This is a genomic window from Rhizobium sp. NPDC090279, assembly GCF_044769665.1.
Classification (GTDB): Bacteria; Pseudomonadota; Alphaproteobacteria; order Rhizobiales; family Rhizobiaceae; genus Rhizobium.
The window spans coordinates 247,993-266,959 of record NZ_JBIVYI010000010.1; the positions used below are offsets into that span (position 1 = coordinate 247,993).

Consider the following 18,967-nt stretch of genomic DNA (forward strand, 5'->3'; position numbering starts at 1 on the left):
TCCTAGATGTGCAAACGGGTAGTGTAAATGGATTGGGACGATGTCCGCATGTTTCTCGCCGTCGCGCGCACTGGGCAGATCCTGGCCGCCTCGAAACGCCTCGGTGTCAACCACGCCACCCTCTCCCGCCGCGTGACGACGCTCGAGGAGCGGTTGAAGACGCGGTTGCTCGTGCGGCGCACCAACGGCTGCGACCTGACGGCGGAGGGCGAGATCTTCCTGCATGCGGCGGAGCGCATGGAAACCGAGATGCTGCGCGCGCAGGCAAGCGTCGGCCATCTCGACAGCGCCATCACAGGCACGGTGCGCATCGGCGCGCCTGATGGTTTCGGCGTTTCCTTCCTGGCGCCCAGGCTCGGGCGGCTGATCGCCCGCTATCCGGAACTGCGCATCCAGCTCGTGCCCGTTCCCCGCTCGTTTTCGCTGTCGCAGCGCGAGGCTGATATCGCGATTACGCTGGAGCGCCCCGAGCAGGGCCGACTGGTCTCATCCAAGCTGACCGACTACACGCTCGGGCTCTATGCCTCTAAAACCTATCTGGAACGGGCCGGACTGCCCGACAGCGTCGAGGCGCTGAAGCTGCATCCACGCGTCGGTTATGTCGAAGACCTGATCTTCACGGCTTCGCTGAATTTTTCCGGCGAAATCATGCGCAGCTGGGACGCCTCCTTCGAAATCTCCACCGCCATCGGCCAGACGGAAGCTGTTCGCTCTGGGGCGGGGATCGGCATTCTGCACGACTACATCGCCAGGCAATTCCCCGAACTCACACGCATCCTGCCCGATGTCTCCATCAAGCGGGCCTACTGGACGACCTATCATGAAAGCGCCCGCGATCTCGTGCGGGTGCGCACCGTCGCGGATTTCCTGCAGGAACTGGTCAGCGAAGAACGGCGGATGTTTTTGTAGCATCCGCGAACGTCATGGCATCAGGCAGCTCCACCAGCATGGGGGATGCGGCAGTGCTGCGGCCTCGGCGTGCTTGGGCGGCTCCTCGTTCTCGTCGGGATTGGGGACGGGAATTTCATCCGGCAGCCTGTCCGGCTCCGGCTCTTCGACCGGCGGCCTCGGTATCCAGCCGGGATCGGGCATTGGTGGCGTGTCGGGGACCGGCTCGTTCGGTAAAGACATGCCAGCTCCTTTCGTCTCGTTGCCGATAGGAACACAACGATGAGCGATACGGACGGTTCCAAGATAATTTCATCACACGACGCAGACGCGGCCATATTCGCCCCCACGCCTACCCGTTCGGCCCGTTGCTGCTGGACAAAGGCCGGCCGAAGCCTAGTATTTCAGGAGAGATCAGGGAGCCAGGACCATGAGCGACAAGAAGCAGGAAAAACCAAGCGAAAAAGAGCACAAGGAACAGGACGACTATCTGGAAGAAGCGCTGGAAGAGACTTTCCCGGCGAGCGACCCGATCTCGCCGGGCCATGTGTCGAAGAAGCCTGAAGACAAGAAATAGGCCCCGAGGCCAGAGGCGCAGGCGTCTTGCAATGGATCTATCGGGGAGGGAATGGTACGGTTGGGGGGTCTCGAACCTCCGACCTCAGGTGCCACAAACCTGCGCTCTAACCAACTGAGCTACAACCGCACATGCTCGCGTCGCCGCGAACGGGGGTGACATACGAGGACTTTAAAATTATTTCAAGTCCTATCTCCCCGCAATATGAAAAAGCTTCGAAGATATCCAAGCGATGATGCGCCGACATTCGTCGAGGCAAAACCCATCGGGCAGCCGAAATGAAAAGTCCCGCCCCAGGTTTTCACCTGGGAACGGGACGTTCGTGCCTTGGGAGGCTTATCGGAAGTAGATTAGGCCTTGAAGGAGGACATTGCCTTTTCAGCGGCGTCCTTGGCAGGCTTTGCCAGCTTTTCGGCCACCTTCTTCGTGGTGTCCTGAATGGACTTGGCCTGCTCGACGGTGACTTCGGCCTGCTTGCGGATAAAAGCGGTCTGAAGTTCGAAGAGTTCGGCAACCGACTTGACGCGAAGCAGGGCTTCCATGTGAGCCAGCGAGCTTTCGGCATTGGTGCGCAGAACGTCGATGGCCTTGAGGCCGATTTCGACAGAGCCAGCCTGTGCGGTCTGCACGGTTGCTTCAACCGTCTTGCCGGCTTCTTCGGTCGCAGCCTTCAGCTTGGCAAAGGCTTCCTTGGACTGGGTCGCGCCCTTTTCCGCGAAGTCGCGGAAGGATTCGGAGAACTTGGACGGATCGAATGCAGCCGTTGAAAAAACGTCGTCTTTCTTTACAGTAGCCATGATTACGCTCCTAAAAGGGCCCTCTCTGAGGCGCCCGTCGTGAACCTGTGTGAGGCCTATATAATATAAAATATTGTGCAATGCAACATATTTGTGCGCCGCACAACGCGTTAACCTTTTCGGCCGAAAGATGGGCCCTTCGCTGGACCGAAAAGCCGGGCGCCGTTATTAATAAACCGTTAAATCGAGAGAGGCGGTCACGCCCGCAAAACAGGTTGGAAAATGCCCGCAATTCAATATCCGTTCATTGACATTGCCGTGCATCCGCGCGTTCGGGAGCGTTTCGCGCGCGGTGAAGCCATGGTCATGTTCTCGACCGGCATGGATCGCGTGCTCTGGGCCAACGGCGCCGGCGCCAATCTTTTCGGCTATGACGTCATTTACGATTTTGTCGAGCAGGGGCCGAAATCCGGCGACGTCTCGTTCCGCCAGATCGAGGCGACGGCGCGCGGTCTCGGCGCGGTCGGCGACCAGCGCACATTCCTGATCCGCATGGCCTCGGGCTTCCAGCGAGCCGTCGTCAATGCGGCCGTCGAGCTCATCCGCATTCAGGCCGGCGAAGAGGCCGTGCTGTTTTCTTCGCCCGTTTCGTCAAAGCCGCTCGCATCGGCCGAATGCGCAAGGCGCATGATCGACGGGTTCGATGATCCCGATACCCACATCGCCGTCATCGGTCGCGACGGCGAAATCGTTACCGCCTCTGCCGGTTTCGGAACGCTCGGCGTAACGCCGCAGACGGCGCGGATGCTGACGACCATGGCGGGCGCGCAGCCGGACCGGCTGATCAAGCGGCCGATCTCGACCGGCCACGGCTATCTGCCTGCCGCCATCGGCAAGCTCTCCGAAATTCCCGCCCTGCATCTGCTGTTCGTCGTGGAGACAGTGCTCGGCCATCTCGACCCGACGGGAAGTCTTGCCGAGGCGGCGCGCCCGGCTGCAGCCGTGGAGCCGCAGGCCGAAGAAGCTCGCAAGGAACTGGAAGCCGCCGCCGCGGACGAGGAACCGAAAGCCACCCCGACCGCACCCTTCGGCGACGTGATCGATGCCGTGGCCGGCATCGAGGAGCTGGACGAGACACCGGAATATCAGGCCGACGAGCAGCAGGAGGTGGCCCCGGCCGCCGGAAACTCAAGCGAAGCGGCGACGGAAGCGGTGGCCGATGCGGATAGCGCTGCCGAGGCAACGACTGAGACGGAGCCTCGCGCCAACGAGCATCAGCCGGAAGCTGCGACAGGCGATGAACAAAATACCGTCTTGGAGACGACGACGGGAGCGGAGCCGCCGCCGCTGGAAAATCACACAGATACTGAAAGCACGGCCGCGGACGGCTTCATTTTCAAGCGCAACGGGCGTGCCACCCGCTTTGTCTGGAAGATCGATGCCGCCGGCCATTTCAGCGAAGTTTCCCGCGAGTTCGCCGATGCCGTGGGACCGCACGCCGCCCAGATTGCCGGCACTGCCTTTGCCGATGTCGCCCGCCGCTTCAACCTTGATCCGGACGGCAAGATCGCGGAACTGCTGGCGCGGCGCGATACATGGTCCGGCCGCACGATCTACTGGCCGGTGGAGGGCACGAGCCTGACCGTGCCGGTCGATCTTGCCGCCTTGCCGACCTATACGCGCAGCCGTGAATTCGACGGTTTTAGGGGCTTCGGCGTCGTCCGTCTGGCGGATGCCATCGAGGACCCGATGAGGCGCGGCATGGCTCTCGGCACGCAAGCGGCCGATGAAACCATAGCCGTTGCCGAGCCGGCCCCGCAGGCGGAAGCCGCATCGAACGAGCAGCAGCCCATTGCCGAGGCTGAAACCTCGCCGGCGGCAGAAGAGATCGAAAGCCCCGCCCACGATATCGCAGAAGTTGGCCCGGCCGTCCATTACGAACCCCCTGCCCTGCGGATTTCCGAGACGCCGAACCGTCGCGAATCGGACAAGGTCGTCCGTTTGCACGAGCGCCGGACATTGACGCAGGCTGCGCTTTCGCTCAGCGAACAGGCCGCTTTCCGTGAGATCGCCCGCCAGCTCGAGCCCTTCGGCAAGCGCACCGAACCGCCTGCGGAGCAGCCCCACGACGAGCAGCACGAAGACGGTGGCGACACCCCTCCGCTGCCGAATGCGGCCGACGAGATCCTCTCCGAGACGACCGACGGAAGCGACCATTCCGACGATCAGCAGGGGGCAGTACCAAACGCGGAAGAAAAAGCATCCGCGCCGGTCGTGAAGCTCGTCGAGACCACGGATGGCGACAGCGCGAAAACAGGTGACGAAGCTTCGCCGGCGTCGGCCGAGCCGGAAGAGGATTTCGATCCGCTCGATGTTCTGAACAACGCCATTCCGCCGCGCGTGAAAATGCGCACTGGTCTGTCGTCCGATATCGTCGATCAGCTGCCGCTCGCCATTCTCGTCCATGCCGGCGATCGCCTGATCCATGGCAATCCGGAATTCCTGCGGCTGACCGGCTATGACAGCCTAGACGAGCTAGAACAGGTCGGCGGTCTGGATGCGCTGCTGCAGCGCAACGATCTCGAAGGCAAGACCGAGCAGCCCGGCACGATGATGGTCGTGCGCGCCGACGATGCGCTGGTGCCCGTCACGGCACGGCTGCAGTCGATCCGCTGGGAAGACGGCACGGCCTTGATGCTGGCGCTGATGCCGGTGGAACGGAGCGAACCGCCGGCACCGCCGCCGCAGCCAGTCCCCGAGGAAGCGCGACCGGAGCGCATCCTCGAAAAGGTCGCCAAACTGCAGGTCGAGATCGAGGAGCTGCGCTCGACGCTGGAGACGGCGACGGATGGCGTCATCATTATCGGCCAGGATGGCGAGATCCGCTCGATGAACCGCTCCGCGAGCGCCCTCTTCAACTATGACGACCAGGAAACGCGCGGCAAACCCTTCGTCATGCTGTTTGCGCATGAGAGCCAGAAGGCGGTGCTCGATTATCTCGGCGGCCTTTCGGGCCATGGCGTCGCCAGCGTCCTCAACGACGGCCGCGAAGTGATCGGTCGCGAGGCATCCGGCGGCTTCGTGCCGCTCTTCATGACCATGGGTCGCCTCAACTCCTCGAACGGCTACTGCGCCGTCATCCGCGACATCACGCAATGGAAGCGGACCGAGGAAGAGCTGCGCAACGCCAAGCGCGCCGCCGAAACCGCCAATGCCCACAAGACGGACTTCCTGGCCCGCGTCAGCCACGAAATCCGCACGCCGCTCAACGCTATCATAGGCTTTTCCGACATGATGGCCGGCGAACGCTTCGGGCCGATCGGCCATTCGCGCTACGTCGAATATGCGACCGATATCGGCCGCTCCGGCCGGCACGTACTCGACATCGTCAACGATCTCCTCGACATTTCGAAGATCGAAGCCGGCGAGATGGACCTGGATTTCGCCTCCGTCGGCCTCAACGAAGCGATCACCGAAGCGGTGTCGCTGGTGCAGCCGCAGGCCAACAGCCAGCGCGTCATCATTCGCACGGCGCTGTCGCAAGCGGTGCCGAATGTCGTGGCCGACCTGCGTTCGATCAAGCAGATCGCGCTCAACATCCTCTCGAACGCCATCCGCTTCACGCCATCGGGCGGCCAGATCGTCGTGTCCACAGCCTATGAGGGCAACGGCAGCGTGGTGATGCGCATCAGGGATACGGGTGTCGGCATGACGCGCTCGGAACTCGAACAGGCGATGAAGCCCTTCCGGCAGGTATCGACAAACTCCCGCAAGCGCGGCGACGGCACCGGCCTCGGCCTGCCGCTGACCAAGGCGATGGTCGATGCCAACAGGGCGACTTTCTCGATCAACTCGGCCCCGAACGAGGGGACGCTGGTCGAGATCACCTTTCCCTCGCCGAGGGTGCTGGCGAACTGAGAAAGCGCTAGCTTATTTTTAGAACCAGAGATCGCGTACGCACCGCCCCTTGGACGGAAGGTCTTCGAATGTGTCCAGGCCGTCGAAATGATCGATCGGCAGGTCGGCGACGAGATCCGGCGGCGCAAGACGCAGGTTCACGGCGATGCGTCGGCGGCCATCCCTTTGAAGCCGCAGGCCACGCCAGCTCAAGACGTTGGCGCAGGATGGGCAGAACAATATTTCGAGGGAAGGCTGCTTTTCCGTGCGGGCATAGGAGGCCGTCGGTCCGGTCACGGAAATCCGTTCTCCCTCGTAGTCATAGGCCCATAGGGCGCCATAGCGCCGGCAGAGCGTGCAGTTACAGGCCGTGATCGAGCCCGGATCACCTTCGAGCGTCCAGCCTGATTTGCCGCAATGGCATGAACCGATCAGCATGGGTAAGCCACTCCATCCGGCTATCTGGTCGAAAAACATTCTGCGCCAGTCGTGCAATGTCTGCAAATTCCGAGGAAATACGAGTAGCCTCTAGCCAATCACACCATCTTGGCGTCGAGGTCTGGAAAAGAAGAAGCGATTCATTTCAGGAATGAAGCGGATGACTTTGAAACCCGCGGTCTCCAGGATTTTCCGTGAACCGCCATTGTCAGGATGTACAAAAGCCCGGACTTCAGGAAGCTTCAACTCCTCATCCGCCAAATTCATAGCGGCGGAGACCAATTCCGACGCATATCCGCATCCCCAGGCGTCCGGGTGAAAGAAGTATCCAACCTCGCAACCCCAACCGGGTTCAAACGGATCATCATAGAGACCGCCCCAACCAATAGCTCTTCCGTCGACCTTCCTGATTGCAGTCCAAGGCGCGTATCCATCGCGTCGACGCCGCCACTCATGAACAGCAATTCTACGGCGACAACTCGCCAGCGTCTCATCTGCGTGAGTGTGCCTCATGGCATCCCTGTCGCCAAGAAACTCGAACAGAGCGGGGGCATCGGAGAGCCTTGAGGGGCGGAGCAGCAGTCGCGGAGTTTCTACCTGCAATTCTATATCCATGAGCATGGTCAAGCCGATGGCGAAGCTGGCGGCAGGATAGGAAATTTGACCAAGGAGGCAATGGGTTTCCGTGTGGTGCGCACCCTTTGGTTACAACAAACGAGTGCGTTGTTTTGTATCTGATCTCGACGACATCGACCCCTAGCCTGACCTTGGACAAGCCTCAACTTGCCAAAGCCAAGCCGCCATAGCGGCTGATTTCGCTCTCGATCTCTCCGACAAGCGTATCGAGCGCAGGATTTCTTACCTTGCGGCCACGGCGTACCACATAGGCCAAGGCAGGTGGCGCCGGCAGGTCCTGGGTGATGATCTCCATGTCGGGCTGCAGGTGACGACCGTTCAGAAGCGCTACGCCCAAGCCGGCGCTGACCGCCGCGACAATGCCCGCCGAGCTGGTGCATTCGAATACGGTTTCAAGGACGACAACGCCATCCTGACCGATGTCGAGCGCCCAACGACGATAGAAGCATTCATCGTCGAAGGAGAGGAACGGAACCGGCTCGTCCGGCGGCAGGGACAGGTCCGGATGCTTGACCCAATGCAAGTGTTCGCAAAAGAGGACGACATCGGTCGGGCGGACTTCATGGGCGAAAACCTGGATGATGGCGGCGTCAAGCTCTCCCCGCTCCAGCATTCCCCGCAGCACCAGGCTCATGCGAACCTTGGTGCGTACGGAGACGTTCGGGTGCAGGCGGCGGAAACGCCCTAGGATGCGGGCAAGGTCGGTGCAGGTCGTATCCTCGGTCAGGCCAAGGGCGACGCGGCCGGCAAGCGATGTCTTCGACAGGCTCAGCAACGCTTCGTCGTGCAGGCCGAGGATGCGCCCGGCATAGTCGAGCAGATCCTCGCCCGCCGCGGTGAACGTCGGCACTCCGGGCTTGCGGCTCAAGAGATCGCAATCGAGGCTCGTTTCAAGCCGCTTGATCTTGTGGCTGACGGCGGATTGCGACAGGCCGAGCGCTTCCGCCGCGCGGGTGATGCCGCCGTGATGGCGGATCGCCCATAGCGCGCGCAGGGCATCGATTTCCAAACGTCGGCTTGTCAATTCGGTCATGGCGATTCAGCCCAGATGATAATCCAGCAGAGAGAATGCATGGCTTGCCATCAATTGGCAAATAATCATGAGCATCGAGACTGAAATGTCATGCCGTGATCGATATTTGTCATGCGTCATCGAGCCGATTCTCGCCTATGGCTGAGCCGTGAGGGACATTCGATCGAGAAGCTGATGACAGACCAAAGCCTATCCCGGCCCGCGCCGAACGAACGCCGTTTCCTTTGGCCCTTGATGGCCGCGCTGCTGATCGTCAGCTGGAGTTCCGGCTTCATCGGCATTCGCTACGCCAGCCAGGAGGCCAGCGTCATGCTGGTCCTGTTCTGGCGCACGCTTCTGTCGGGTTTGATCCTGATGCCTTTTGCCCTGGCGATCGGCCCGCGGATGCGATTGCGTGCGGTAGCCGAACAGATGCTGTTCGGCGTTATGTCGGTCTTCCTCTATCTCGGTGGCTTTGCGCTCGCGATCGAACAACGGGTGCCGACCGGGCTGGTGGCGCTGATCTCCGATCTGCTGCCGCTGGCGATCGCGGCTCTCTCTCAGCCGGTCCTTGGGGAACGGCTGAGCGGCCGCCAATGGCTGGGAACAGCAATCGCCGTGACAGGCGTGCTGATCGTGTCGCTGGACAGCCTCAGTTTCGGCGCAGCACCCTTTTGGGCCTATGGGTTGACCGTCGGCTCCATGCTCGTCTTTGCCTTCGCATCGGTGCTGCACAAGCGCCGCCGGACCGGCCATATGCCCATCCATCAAAGCCTTTGCATCCATACCCTGACGGCCTCGGTGCTGTTCGGCATCTGCGCGACGATGCAGGGGAATCTTGCGCCGCCGATGACCCGCGGTTTTGCAATCGGCGTCATATGGCTGGTGCTGATTGCAACCTTTGTCGCCTATTCGGTCTATTACACCAGCCTGCGCCTCTTCCCGGTGGCGCAGGTCAGCGCGGCCATCTATCTCAGCCCGCCCGTGACCATGCTTTGGGCCTGGGCCCTGTTTTCCGAACCGCTGACAACGGCGATGTTCGCGGGGCTGGCGGTGACGCTGGTGGGGGTATGGCTGACATCGCGCAGGTGAGGCAGCGAAGCTGCTTGCGATGGCCCTTCCCGGCGACCCAAAGCGGACACAATTTCGGGGCATTGGCGTACTGCGAATTCACGCAGGAGATGCATATCGTGAGCGACAGCTGTCCCGTTCCGACACCGGCCGAGAAACAATATCTGAGCATTCAGGACCGGGCCGAACGGGCCATGTTGACGACGATCTATAAGGCGATCGAAGACGCCAGCAGGCAAGCAACCGAGGACTTACGATCCATCGGATCGCAGGAGACGCCGCCGACATACGACTATTTTGCCGCCGTCGCACATCAGAAGCTCTTCCTTCTGTTGTGCGGAGCAGACCCCGAGACATTTATGGGCGGCAATCCCGATATCGCCGCCAGCATCCTCGAAAATGGTCGGAACATATCCCAGCATTATTGGACCAACAGAGGCGATGAACCGGCCGTTGATCTCAGCTTCACGTCATAGCAAAGCGGTCGGGGCTGTTCTCCGCGCGAGTGAGCAGCCTTGCAAGAGCGCCGTCGGCCTTCAAGTCATCGGGCTATCGCCATGCGCCCTATCAGATCCAACTGCGATAAGCTGTATCGACGAACCTCCCGGCGGATCGCGAAGCCAAGTTTCTGATACATTGATCGAGCCGTGCCGTTAACACTGGAAACATTGAGGCCGGCAGGGCGACCACGATCAACCCCGGCAGCTTGCAATGCCCCATAGGCGAGCGCCATCCCGAGACCCCGGCTCTGATGGTTCGGATCAATGGCAATCTGCTCAAGCCAGATCAGCCCCGGTTCGCATTCCATTCGACAATAACCCAGGATGCGGTAGCGGTCCCTGACGACCCAAAGCACTTGGCCCTTTTCCGCCAGAATCTGCTCCATCTCGGCGACGCTGTAGCTTCGAAATGCGACGTCCGAGGCGAAGGCGGCATTGTGGAGACGAGCGACGTCAGTCGCGAGATACAATGGCGTTGCGCTCCGCTCAACGACAATTCCATCGGATAAGGCAGGAGCCTGCGCCGACAATGACGAGCACCGCATGGTGATCTCGGACTCGATATGCAGAAAGCCAAGCCTTTCCAGAAAAGCGAGGCCGTCGGGCCAATCGCTCGCGGCCAATGTCTGAAACGAGACAGCGCTGTCGGGGGCATTCAGCGCCAGGAGTTCCTTCAGGAGAGCCGTTCCCACACCTTGCCGACGCCTCGAAGGGTCAATCACCAGCTTGAAAAAGCGGACCTGACGGCCGTCTTGATCGCGCAAGGAGGACTCTGCCAGGCCGATGAGCTGATTGTCTTGGACGGCAACCCGGAAATCCTGCCCGCCTTGATTGTGAGGGCGCTGCACGAAGTCTGTCCATTGGGCCGCCGTAATCGGCCCGATATTCGTATCTCGCGCGGACGCTGCGTCGTAAAGGTTGACAATGGCGTCGGTATCGCCAGGTCGAAGGCTACGTATCAGCAGATCCGGCATCAAGTGAAACGCACTCCAAAAGTCGCCGATTTCTATCTTCCCAGCCGAGTTTTAGCAGCAGACATTTTCTCAACGTCTGCCGCCTGTCCGGCTCATTCGCTGCCTGCGGTGTGGTCGTTGAAGCAAGATAGCGACAACGCCAGTGGACGTGCCGCACTGATTTCAGCGCGGCTGCCATGGATCACTCGCCCCTCGTCTTCGCAGCCTTGCGTGCGGCCCTCGAATTCGGCTGGCCGCCTTTCGGTGGGCCGCCGTCATTCTTGGCGAAGCTTGGCTTGCCGGGCTTTTTTGCCCAGGGCTTCTTGTCGGACCGTTCCGAGACGCCGCCCTCGCCCGTATGCGCCCGTTCCGGCTTGCGATCGGCCTTCCACTTCGGCTTTGGGGCATCGTTCGAACGCGCGCCCTTGTCGGCGAAAGGCTTCTTCTTGGCGAAGCCGCCTTCGCGCTTGGCCTGGAAATCCGGCATGCCGGCAAGCTGCTTGACGCGAATGCCGCGCTCGAGGGTCTTGTCCGGGCCGATGGCCGAGAGGAAGCGCTCCGCCCCCTCAGGCGCAAGCTCGACGAAGGTTTCCTCGGGCTGCATCTTGATGGCGCCGATATCGCGCTTGGTGAGGTTGCCGTTGCGGCAGAGCATGGGGATCAGCCAGCGCGGCTCGGCATTCTGCTTGCGGCCGACGGAAAGCGAAACCCAGACGCCGTCGGTAAAATCGTTGCGTCCCCCAGACGAGCCCTCATCGCGCGGCGTGACCGGGAAATCGTCGCGGCGAGGCTTTCTGCGCTCGCCTTCGGCGGGCACGTCCTGCAATTCCTCGGGCGCGGAATGGCCAGCGCGGTATTGCCGCAGGAATGCGGCCGCAACCTGCTCGCCACCATGGCGTTCCAGCAGTTGCTGGACGATCGACTGTTCGTCCTCGGCGGGCGCAGCAGTGAAGACCGGATCGGCGAGAAGACGCTCGTCGTCACGCTGGCTTACCTCGTCGGCCGACGGCGGCTTTGCCCAGGTGGCGCGGATGCGGGCGGCCTCCAGCAGGCGCTCGGTGCGGCGACGAGCGCTGAGCGGCACGATCAACGCACTCACGCCCTTGTTGCCGGCGCGGCCGGTGCGGCCGCTGCGATGCAGCAGTGTGTCCGGATTGGTTGGAAGGTCAGCATGAATGACCAGTTCCAGACCCGGCAGGTCGATACCGCGAGCGGCGACATCGGTTGCGATGCAGACGCGGGCGCGGCCATCGCGCATGGCCTGAAGGGCGTGCGTGCGCTCGTTCTGGCTGAGTTCGCCTGAGAGAGCGACGACCGCAAAGCCGCGATTGTTGAACCGCGCCGTCAGATGATTGACGGCGGCGCGCGTCGAGCAGAAGACTATGGCGTTGCGCGCTTCATAATAGCGCAGCACGTTGATGATGGCGTTTTCCCGGTCGCTCGGAACCACGGTCAGCGCGCGATAATCGATATCGACATGCTGTTTGGCTTCGGAGGCGGTGGCGATGCGAACGGCGTCGCGCTGGTAGTTTTCGGCAAGCTTGGCGATGGAGCGCGGCACCGTCGCGGAAAACATCAGGGTGCGGCGCTCGGACGGCGCGGCTTCCAGAATGAATTCCAAATCCTCGCGGAAACCGAGATCGAGCATCTCGTCGGCCTCGTCGAGCACGACGGCGCGCAGTTCGGAAATGTCGAGCGAGTTGCGGCGGATGTGATCGCAGAGGCGGCCGGGCGTGCCGACGACGATGTGAGCGCCACGTTCCAGCGTCCGCCGTTCGGTGCGCATGTCCATGCCGCCGACGCAGGAGGCAATGGTCGCCCCCGTCAGGCCGTAGAGCCATTCCAGCTCGCGCTGGACCTGCAGCGCCAGCTCGCGGGTCGGCGCGATCGCCAGCGCCAGCGGCGCTCCGGCGGGTCCGAAACGTTCCGAACCGTCAAGCAGGCCGGGCGCCAGTGCCAAGCCGAAGGCAACCGTCTTGCCCGAGCCGGTCTGGGCCGAGACAAGCGCATCCTTGCCGGCCAGGCCCGGATCGAGCATGGCCTTCTGCACCGGCGTCAGCGTTTCATAACCACGCTTCGCCAAAGCCTGGGCAATCGCAGGAGCGATGCCTTCGAAATCCGTCATCATCTGTCTTTCGGAATTCTTCGCACGCCAAAAGGCGGCGATCATCGTGGCTCGCACGTCGCGAGCCTCTTCTTCAGGCGTGCACATACTTGCTCAAAGCGCCAATGTACAGAGCAGACGCATCTTCGCGCGCGGCGAAACGAAAAAAAGGCAGCGAATCGCGCTGCCTTTGAAGTTTATGCTGTCGAAAACAAGCTCGAGTCGGTGAACTTCATGTCTCGGGAGCCAAGGGCAGCTCCAATCCGCTCCAGCTCATGCGAACGGTCTCAAGTTGGCCTTTACCTTTGACCAAGCTGTCTTAACGCGGGGTTACCAAACGGGGGTCATCGTTTGCCCCTCAGTTTTAAGGCCCGTCTTCACTTTTGAGTTCCTCCAGCCCGGCAAAGAGATCCAGCGCCTCCGGGTTGGCGAGCGCCTCCTTGTTCTTTACCATCCGGCCATGAACCACGTCGCGCACCGCAAGCTCGACGATCTTGCCGGATTTCGTACGGGGAATATCGGCAACCGCGATGATCTTGGCCGGCACGTGACGCGGCGAGGCGCCGGTGCGGATGCGGGTCTTCATCGCCTTCACCAGATCCTCGGTCAGGGAGACGCCGGCCGCGAGGCGGACGAAGAGCACGACGCGGACGTCATCGTCCCAATCCTGGCCAATGCAGAGCGCCTCCAGAACTTCGGGGATCTGCTCGACCTGATTGTAGATCTCGGCCGTACCGATGCGCACGCCGCCGGGATTAAGCGTCGCATCCGAGCGGCCGTGGATGACGAGACCGCCATGCTCGGTCCATTCGGCGAAATCGCCATGGCACCAGATATTGTCGAAGCGTTCGAAATAGGCGGCGCGATACTTGGCGCGTTCCGGATCGTTCCAGAACATGACCGGCATGGACGGAAAGGCCTTGGTGCAGACGAGCTCGCCCTTTTCGCCACGCACCGACTTGCCTTCGTCGTTCCAGACATCGACGGCAAGGCCGAGCCCCGGCCCCTGGATCTCGCCGCGCCAGACCGGCTGCAGCGGATTGCCGAGCACGAAGCAGGAAACAATATCGGTGCCGCCGGAAATGGAGGCGAGCTGAACGTCGCCCTTGATGCCTTCATAGACAAAGGTGAAGCCCTCGGGCGACAGCGGCGAGCCGGTGGAGGTCATCAGCCGCAGGCTCGAAAGATCATGCGAGGTCTTCGGCATGAGGCCGCTCTTGTGGACGGCGTCGATATATTTGGCCGAGGTGCCGAACAACGCGAATTTCTCTTCCTGCGCATAATCGAAGAGGATGTTGCCGTCGGGGGCAAAAGGCGAACCGTCATAGAGGCAAAGCGTCGCCCCGGCGGCAAGGCCCGTCACCAGCCAGTTCCACATCATCCAGCCGCAGGTGGTGAAATAGAAGACCTTTTCGCCCGGCACGACGCCGCAATGCAGGCGATGCTCCTTGATGAGCTGCAGCAGCGCGCCGCCGGTGGAATGCACGATGCACTTCGGAACGCCCGTGGTTCCGGAGGAAAACAGGATGAACAGCGGATGGGAGAAGGATACCGGCTCAAACTCGACCGGCTTTGCCTCGAAGGGCGCAACCAGATCATCAAGGGTTCTCGCGCCCGGCGTCGCCGCCACGACAGCCTCGGCATTGCCGGCATAGGGCACGATGACAGCAGGCGCCTTCAGACGCTGCGCGATGGCGCTGACCTTCGCGGTCACGTCCTGCAGTTTGCCGCCATACCAATAGCCGCTACAGGCGATGAAGAGCTTCGGCTCGATCTGGCCGAAGCGATCCATGACGCCCTGCTCGCCGAAATCCGGGGAACAGGAGGACCAGATCGCGCCGATCGACGCCGCCGCCAGCATAAAAGCAACGGTTTCCGGCATGTTCGGCATCATCGCCGCCACACGGTCGCCCTTGCCGATGCCCTCGGCGCGAAAGGCCTGTTGCAGGCGCGATACCATCGCGGCCAGCCGGTCCCATGACCAGCGATCGCGCACCTTGTCCTCGCCCCAGAATACCAGCGCATCGCCCTCGCCGCTCCGCGACAGCAGGTTTTCGGCGAAATTCAGCTCGGCGTCGGGAAAAAAGCGGGTTTCCAGCATGAGGTCGCCATTGATCAGCGCCCGCTCACCGCGCTTGCCCTTCACGCCGCAGAAATCCCAGACCGCGGTCCAAAAGTTTTCCCGGTCGGCAATCGACCAGGCATGGAGGCCGGCAAAATCGGACAGCGACAGGCCGAAACGCCGATTGCACTCCTGCGCGAAGGCAAACATCGGGCTCTGGCGGCGAAATTCTTCCGATGGTGCCCAGAGCGGCTGCTGATCCTGCATATTTCTCTCCCCCGCCTTTCGCTCTATATAGCGATGCTGCAGCGCATTATAAAATCACGGTGTTGTGGGTATTGCCAGTGCGTGGTGTTTGCATCCGACAAACATTTCCTATATCCGGCAAACTCAGGCAGATTATCCCTATCAGTTCAAGAGTCTCCGCGGGATCATGAGAGCTTCGAAAAACAACAAGTGGCGGTTGACGATGCGATCGGCCTCGCGCTGGCTGCCTGCCGTCGCTCGCACGACCGGCATCATTCTTCTCACGATCCTCATCGTGTTCGCTGTCTTCAGAGCGACCGCGCCTTTCCTGATTTCAAGCGGGCTGGTGCGCTCCGGCATCGAGAAGGCACTCTCGGAATGGACGGGGTATCGCGCCCAGATCGAAGGCGACCCGACGCTTGAATTCTGGCCGACGCCGCGCGTGACGCTCAACCAGGTCACGATCCGCGAACCGACCAAGAATGGCAAGGTTCTCGGCCATGTCGACAGCCTCTCGGCGGATTTCTCTCTTTGGTCGGCGATCCGCGGGCACGCGCATTTTCACGAATTCCATTTCCTGCGCCCGATCCTCTATATCCGCCGCGACGAGAACGGCCTGATCGACTGGACGAACGAAGGCCGTCTTTCCAAGGCGATCGAGCAGGCGGAGGCCTCTTCCGGTCAAGGCATCCGGATGAGCAAGGAACAGGATGCCGCCATCGGCATGCTGACCATCGAGGATGGCAGCATCGAGATGACCGACGAGCGCAGCGGTAACGTCTACAAGCTCAACGCCGTCAATGCCGACATCGCCTGGCCGCGGCTTTCACAGTCGTTGAGCGCCGTCATCCTTGCCCGCTTCAACGGCCAGGACGTCAAGCTGAATTTCGATTCGGCGCAGCCCTTGCTTTTCTTCGCCGGCAAGAATGTGGATACGACGACCAGCTTCGTCTCGCCGCTAATCAGCTGGACCTATACCGGCATCACCAGCATATCGGACTTTTCGGCGCTTTCGGGCAATCTGGATCTCAGCGTTCCGAACGTGCCTTCCTTCCTCGCCTGGAGCGGCCAGCGCCTGCCGGCAGCCGACGCCCTCAAGAATATTTCGCTCAGCGCCAACATCGCAGCAGTCGACAACGGCCTGCGCTTCAACAATCTCAGCTTCAAGATCAATGATTCCACAGCCTCCGGCATCATGGACCTGAACTATACGAAAGCGGGCAAACCGAAGATTTCCGGTACGCTTGCTTTCGACCAGATGAACCTCAATCCGTTCCTGGCCGCCTTCTCCATGCGTCTTGCGGCCGAAACCGCCATCGATGCGCTGCTGAACGGCAATCCGTTGCAACGTCTCGATCTCGATATGCGCCTTTCATCGAACAAGGCGGCTCTCGGTCCCTTCCAATTCGAAAATATCGGCGCCAGCCTGCTAGTGGCGGGCGGCAAGGCCAAGTTCGACATCGGAGACAGCGGCTTCGAGAGCGGTTCCTTGACGGCGCATCTGGAGGTCGCTCCAGGGGATTTCGACGGCGGCGGCAAGTTGCAGATATCAATCCGAAATGCCGATTTCGGCGGCCTCTTCACGCGCCTGAAGCTGATAGGTCCGCTGCCGATGCCCTCATCGGCGTCGCTTGATCTCGCGCTCAGCACCTCCAAGCCGATCTGGGTTGCAAACCTCGGCGACGTTGCCGGCACGCTGCATTTCACCTCGGCGGCGGGTTCGTTCCGCCAATTCGACATCTCCACCTTTCGGACGCTCGCCGCTCAGCAAACCTTCTTCCGGATGAGCGATATCGCCGATTCATCTTTCGATTTCGACAGCATCAATGTCGATGCAAGCTTTGCGAAAGGATCGGCCGAGGTCAAGAATGCCGCGATTACCGGCCGCAACGAGACGATCACGTTTAACGGCGTCGTCCCTTTCCGCACCAACGGTCTGGCGCTGTCGGGCGCAATCGAGGCGACATCGCCGACCGACGCGGACGAACTGCCGATGCTGCCCTTCTTCATCGGCGGCAGCTGGCCGAACCCGGTCGTTTCGCCGGTCGCAACGCTTCTGCAGAAGCCGACACAGCAGCAGTAATTCCTTCTGGAGCGCCAGCCCTTGGCGGCCTCAAGCCGCGGCTGCGGTCTGCTCGTCCCTCTGCCGCTGGACCTCGCGACGCTTCGTCACGATGGACGCGCAGATGACGCCGACGGCGACGACGCCGATCAGGATGGTGCAGATGGCGTTGATCTCCGGCGTAACGCCGAGCTTGACCTGGCTGTAGATCAACATCGGCAGCGTCTTGGCCCCGGCGCCGGACGCGAAGGTCGCGATGACCAGATCGTCGAGCGACAGCGTCAGCGCCAGCACCCAGCCCGAAAATACGGCCGGCGCGATGATCGGGAGCGTCACCTCGAAGAAGGTGCGAACCGGCGGCGCGCCGAGATCCAGCGCCGCCTCCTCGATCGAGCGGTCAAAGGTCAAGAGGCGGGACTGCACCACGACGGCGACGAAGCACATGGTCAATGTCGTATGCGCCATGACGATCGTCCAGAAGCCGCGATCGACGCCCGAGGTGACGAAGAGCAACAGCAGCGACAGGCCGGTGATGACGTCAGGCATGACCAGCGGCGCGTAGATCATCCCCGAGAACAGGATACGGCCGCGGAAGCGCGTGTAGCGGACCAAAGTGATCGCCGCGAAGGTGCCGAGCACCGTTGCAATCGTCGCCGACAGAAGAGCGATGCGCACCGTCAGCCATGCGGCGCTCAGCATCGTGTCGTTGCTGAAGAGATGCACATACCACTGCGTCGAGAACCCACCCCAGACGGTGACCAGGCGCGAGCTGTTGAAGGAATAGATGACCAGCAGCAGGATCGGCAGATAGAGGAAGGCGAGGCCGAGCGTGACCGAGACGATGTTGAAGCGGGACCAGCGGATCATTTGTTATCTCCCCTTCTCGTCGGCCTTGGCCTGGAAGTGCTGGAAGAAGACGATGGGGACCACCAGCACCAGAAGCAGGATGGTCGCCACCGCCGAGGCCAGCGGCCAGTCCGTATTGCTGTAGAATTCCGTCCAGAGCACCTTGCCGATCATCAGCGTTTCCGAACCGCCGAGCAGGTCGGGGATGACGAATTCGCCGACCGCCGGAATGAAGACCAGCATGCAGCCGGCGACGACGCCGGGGATGGAGAGCGGAAAGGTCACGCGCCAGAAGGCGCCGATCGGCGTACAGCCGAGATCCTGCGCCGCCTCGATCAAGGTGCCATCCATCTTTTCCAACGCGGAATAGAGCGGCAGCAGCATGAACGGCAGATAGGAATAGACCATGCCGATATAGACGGCGGTATTGGTGTTCAGGATCACAAGCGGCTGGTGGATGATGCCGAGACCCATCAGCAGCTGATTCAGCAAACCGGTCGTGCTGAGGATCGACATCCAGGAATAGACGCGGATCAGGAAGCTCGTCCAGAAGGGCAGGATGACCAGCATCAGCAACGTCGGCCGGATGGTGCGCGGCGCCTGCGCCATGCCATAGGCGATGGGATAGGCGATGATCAGGGTCAGAAGCGTCGAGATGCCGGCGATCTGCAGGCTCTCGATATAGGCGTTCATGTAGAGCGGGTCGCCGGCGAGCCATGTATAATTGTCGAACGACATGGTCTGCAGCTTGTCCCACCAGTCGCCGAAGCTGTCGCTCCAGGCAAAGGACGGGTCATAGGGCGGCACCGACAGCGCCTTCGTCGACAGCGAGATGCGGAAGACAATGAGGAAAGGCGCGAGAAAGAAGAGCAGCAACCACGTGTAGGGGACAATGATGACGAGGCGCTGATAGATGAGGGAACCGAGCGCTCTCATGG

16 protein-coding genes and 1 tRNA gene are annotated in these 18,967 nt (G+C 61.5%); 6 read left to right on the top strand and 11 right to left on the bottom strand.

The features are described from left to right. Window positions 1-27 precede the first annotated feature (27 nt). The gene (locus ACIQWP_RS25095; RefSeq protein ID WP_402793431.1) at window positions 28-909 is read left to right on the top strand and encodes a LysR family transcriptional regulator; all 882 of its coding nucleotides are present in this window, start codon (window positions 28-30) and stop codon (window positions 907-909) included. Between the two features lie 12 nt (window positions 910-921). Here ACIQWP_RS25095 and ACIQWP_RS25100 read toward each other — a convergent pair whose 3' ends face one another. Beyond that, entirely contained in the window at window positions 922-1,131 is a 210-nt protein-coding gene (locus tag ACIQWP_RS25100) for a hypothetical protein (RefSeq protein WP_402793433.1), read from the bottom strand. A gap of 187 nt (window positions 1,132-1,318) precedes the next feature. Between ACIQWP_RS25100 and ACIQWP_RS25105 the strand changes: the two genes are divergently transcribed. After that, the gene (locus tag ACIQWP_RS25105) at window positions 1,319-1,465 is read left to right on the top strand and encodes a hypothetical protein (protein ID WP_402793435.1); all 147 of its coding nucleotides are present in this window, start codon (window positions 1,319-1,321) and stop codon (window positions 1,463-1,465) included. Window positions 1,466-1,517: 52 nt separating this feature from the next. Here ACIQWP_RS25105 and ACIQWP_RS25110 read toward each other — a convergent pair. After that, a tRNA-His gene (locus ACIQWP_RS25110) sits at window positions 1,518-1,594 on the bottom strand. Between the two features lie 221 nt (window positions 1,595-1,815). Beyond that, window positions 1,816-2,262: a phasin gene (locus ACIQWP_RS25115; protein ID WP_402793437.1), complete on the bottom strand. Its 447-nt coding sequence runs from the start codon at window positions 2,260-2,262 to the stop codon at window positions 1,816-1,818. Window positions 2,263-2,484: 222 nt separating this feature from the next. Here ACIQWP_RS25115 and ACIQWP_RS25120 point away from each other — a divergent pair, with 222 nt between their 5' ends. After that, the gene (locus ACIQWP_RS25120; protein ID WP_402793439.1) at window positions 2,485-6,120 is read left to right on the top strand and encodes an ATP-binding protein; all 3,636 of its coding nucleotides are present in this window, start codon (window positions 2,485-2,487) and stop codon (window positions 6,118-6,120) included. 18 nt (window positions 6,121-6,138) lie between these two features. On the opposite strand, the gene ACIQWP_RS25125 is transcribed toward ACIQWP_RS25120, so the two are convergent. The 3 genes from ACIQWP_RS25125 to ACIQWP_RS25135 all read right to left on the bottom strand — a co-directional run bounded on the left by ACIQWP_RS25125 (window position 6,139) and on the right by ACIQWP_RS25135 (window position 8,206). Then, window positions 6,139-6,537: a GFA family protein gene (locus tag ACIQWP_RS25125; protein WP_402793441.1), complete on the bottom strand. Its 399-nt coding sequence runs from the start codon at window positions 6,535-6,537 to the stop codon at window positions 6,139-6,141. Window positions 6,538-6,627: 90 nt separating this feature from the next. After that, window positions 6,628-7,152, bottom strand: a complete 525-nt coding sequence (locus ACIQWP_RS25130) for a GNAT family N-acetyltransferase (RefSeq protein WP_402793442.1) — start codon at window positions 7,150-7,152, stop codon at window positions 6,628-6,630. Between the two features lie 163 nt (window positions 7,153-7,315). Then, window positions 7,316-8,206, bottom strand: coding sequence for a LysR family transcriptional regulator (locus tag ACIQWP_RS25135; protein WP_402793444.1), 891 nt, complete (start codon window positions 8,204-8,206; stop codon window positions 7,316-7,318). A gap of 174 nt (window positions 8,207-8,380) precedes the next feature. Between ACIQWP_RS25135 and ACIQWP_RS25140 the strand changes: the two genes are divergently transcribed. Continuing rightward, window positions 8,381-9,277 carry a DMT family transporter gene (locus ACIQWP_RS25140; protein ID WP_402793446.1) on the top strand — a complete coding sequence of 299 codons (897 nt, stop codon included), beginning with the start codon at window positions 8,381-8,383 and terminating at the stop codon, window positions 9,275-9,277. 98 nt (window positions 9,278-9,375) lie between these two features. Then, window positions 9,376-9,732 carry a hypothetical protein gene (locus tag ACIQWP_RS25145; protein WP_402793448.1) on the top strand — a complete coding sequence of 119 codons (357 nt, stop codon included), beginning with the start codon at window positions 9,376-9,378 and terminating at the stop codon, window positions 9,730-9,732. A 65-nt stretch (window positions 9,733-9,797) separates the two neighbouring features. On the opposite strand, the gene ACIQWP_RS25150 is transcribed toward ACIQWP_RS25145, so the two are convergent. The 3 genes from ACIQWP_RS25150 to ACIQWP_RS25160 all read right to left on the bottom strand — a co-directional run bounded on the left by ACIQWP_RS25150 (window position 9,798) and on the right by ACIQWP_RS25160 (window position 15,142). Further along, on the bottom strand, window positions 9,798-10,730 hold the full coding sequence (locus tag ACIQWP_RS25150; protein ID WP_402793450.1) for a GNAT family N-acetyltransferase: 933 nt from the start codon (window positions 10,728-10,730) through the stop codon (window positions 9,798-9,800). Between the two features lie 181 nt (window positions 10,731-10,911). After that, window positions 10,912-12,834 carry a DEAD/DEAH box helicase gene (locus tag ACIQWP_RS25155; RefSeq protein ID WP_402793502.1) on the bottom strand — a complete coding sequence of 641 codons (1,923 nt, stop codon included), beginning with the start codon at window positions 12,832-12,834 and terminating at the stop codon, window positions 10,912-10,914. Between the two features lie 343 nt (window positions 12,835-13,177). Beyond that, entirely contained in the window at window positions 13,178-15,142 is a 1,965-nt protein-coding gene (locus tag ACIQWP_RS25160; RefSeq protein ID WP_402793451.1) for an acetoacetate--CoA ligase, read from the bottom strand. 166 nt (window positions 15,143-15,308) lie between these two features. On the opposite strand from ACIQWP_RS25160, the gene ACIQWP_RS25165 reads away from it, so the two are divergent. Beyond that, a complete protein-coding gene (locus tag ACIQWP_RS25165; protein ID WP_402793453.1) occupies window positions 15,309-17,204 on the top strand; it encodes an AsmA-like C-terminal region-containing protein in 1,896 nt (631 codons plus the stop codon). A 30-nt stretch (window positions 17,205-17,234) separates the two neighbouring features. On the opposite strand, the gene ACIQWP_RS25170 is transcribed toward ACIQWP_RS25165, so the two are convergent. Then, window positions 17,235-18,050 (bottom strand): ABC transporter permease subunit, encoded by an 816-nt coding sequence (locus ACIQWP_RS25170; protein ID WP_402793455.1) that lies wholly within the window; start codon window positions 18,048-18,050, stop codon window positions 17,235-17,237. A gap of 3 nt (window positions 18,051-18,053) precedes the next feature. Continuing rightward, complete coding sequence (locus tag ACIQWP_RS25175; RefSeq protein WP_402793457.1) at window positions 18,054-18,965, bottom strand: ABC transporter permease subunit; 912 nt, start codon at window positions 18,963-18,965, stop codon at window positions 18,054-18,056. Window positions 18,966-18,967 lie beyond the last annotated feature (2 nt).

Excerpts from the sequence above, each read along its gene's own strand:
- ACIQWP_RS25095 (WP_402793431.1), top strand. The coding sequence starts at position 28 with ATGGATTGGGACGATGTCCGCATGTTTCTCGCCGTCGCGCGCACTGGG.
- ACIQWP_RS25100 (WP_402793433.1), bottom strand. The coding sequence starts at position 1,131 with ATGTCTTTACCGAACGAGCCGGTCCCCGACACGCCACCAATGCCCGAT.
- ACIQWP_RS25105 (WP_402793435.1), top strand. The coding sequence starts at position 1,319 with ATGAGCGACAAGAAGCAGGAAAAACCAAGCGAAAAAGAGCACAAGGAA.
- ACIQWP_RS25115 (WP_402793437.1), bottom strand. The coding sequence starts at position 2,262 with ATGGCTACTGTAAAGAAAGACGACGTTTTTTCAACGGCTGCATTCGAT.
- ACIQWP_RS25120 (WP_402793439.1), top strand. The coding sequence starts at position 2,485 with ATGCCCGCAATTCAATATCCGTTCATTGACATTGCCGTGCATCCGCGC.
- ACIQWP_RS25125 (WP_402793441.1), bottom strand. The coding sequence starts at position 6,537 with ATGCTGATCGGTTCATGCCATTGCGGCAAATCAGGCTGGACGCTCGAA.
- ACIQWP_RS25130 (WP_402793442.1), bottom strand. The coding sequence starts at position 7,152 with ATGGATATAGAATTGCAGGTAGAAACTCCGCGACTGCTGCTCCGCCCC.
- ACIQWP_RS25135 (WP_402793444.1), bottom strand. The coding sequence starts at position 8,206 with ATGACCGAATTGACAAGCCGACGTTTGGAAATCGATGCCCTGCGCGCG.
- ACIQWP_RS25140 (WP_402793446.1), top strand. The coding sequence starts at position 8,381 with ATGACAGACCAAAGCCTATCCCGGCCCGCGCCGAACGAACGCCGTTTC.
- ACIQWP_RS25150 (WP_402793450.1), bottom strand. The coding sequence starts at position 10,730 with ATGCCGGATCTGCTGATACGTAGCCTTCGACCTGGCGATACCGACGCC.
- ACIQWP_RS25155 (WP_402793502.1), bottom strand. The coding sequence starts at position 12,834 with ATGACGGATTTCGAAGGCATCGCTCCTGCGATTGCCCAGGCTTTGGCG.
- ACIQWP_RS25160 (WP_402793451.1), bottom strand. The coding sequence starts at position 15,142 with ATGCAGGATCAGCAGCCGCTCTGGGCACCATCGGAAGAATTTCGCCGC.
- ACIQWP_RS25165 (WP_402793453.1), top strand. The coding sequence starts at position 15,309 with ATGAGAGCTTCGAAAAACAACAAGTGGCGGTTGACGATGCGATCGGCC.
- ACIQWP_RS25170 (WP_402793455.1), bottom strand. The coding sequence starts at position 18,050 with ATGATCCGCTGGTCCCGCTTCAACATCGTCTCGGTCACGCTCGGCCTC.
- ACIQWP_RS25175 (WP_402793457.1), bottom strand. The coding sequence starts at position 18,965 with ATGAGAGCGCTCGGTTCCCTCATCTATCAGCGCCTCGTCATCATTGTC.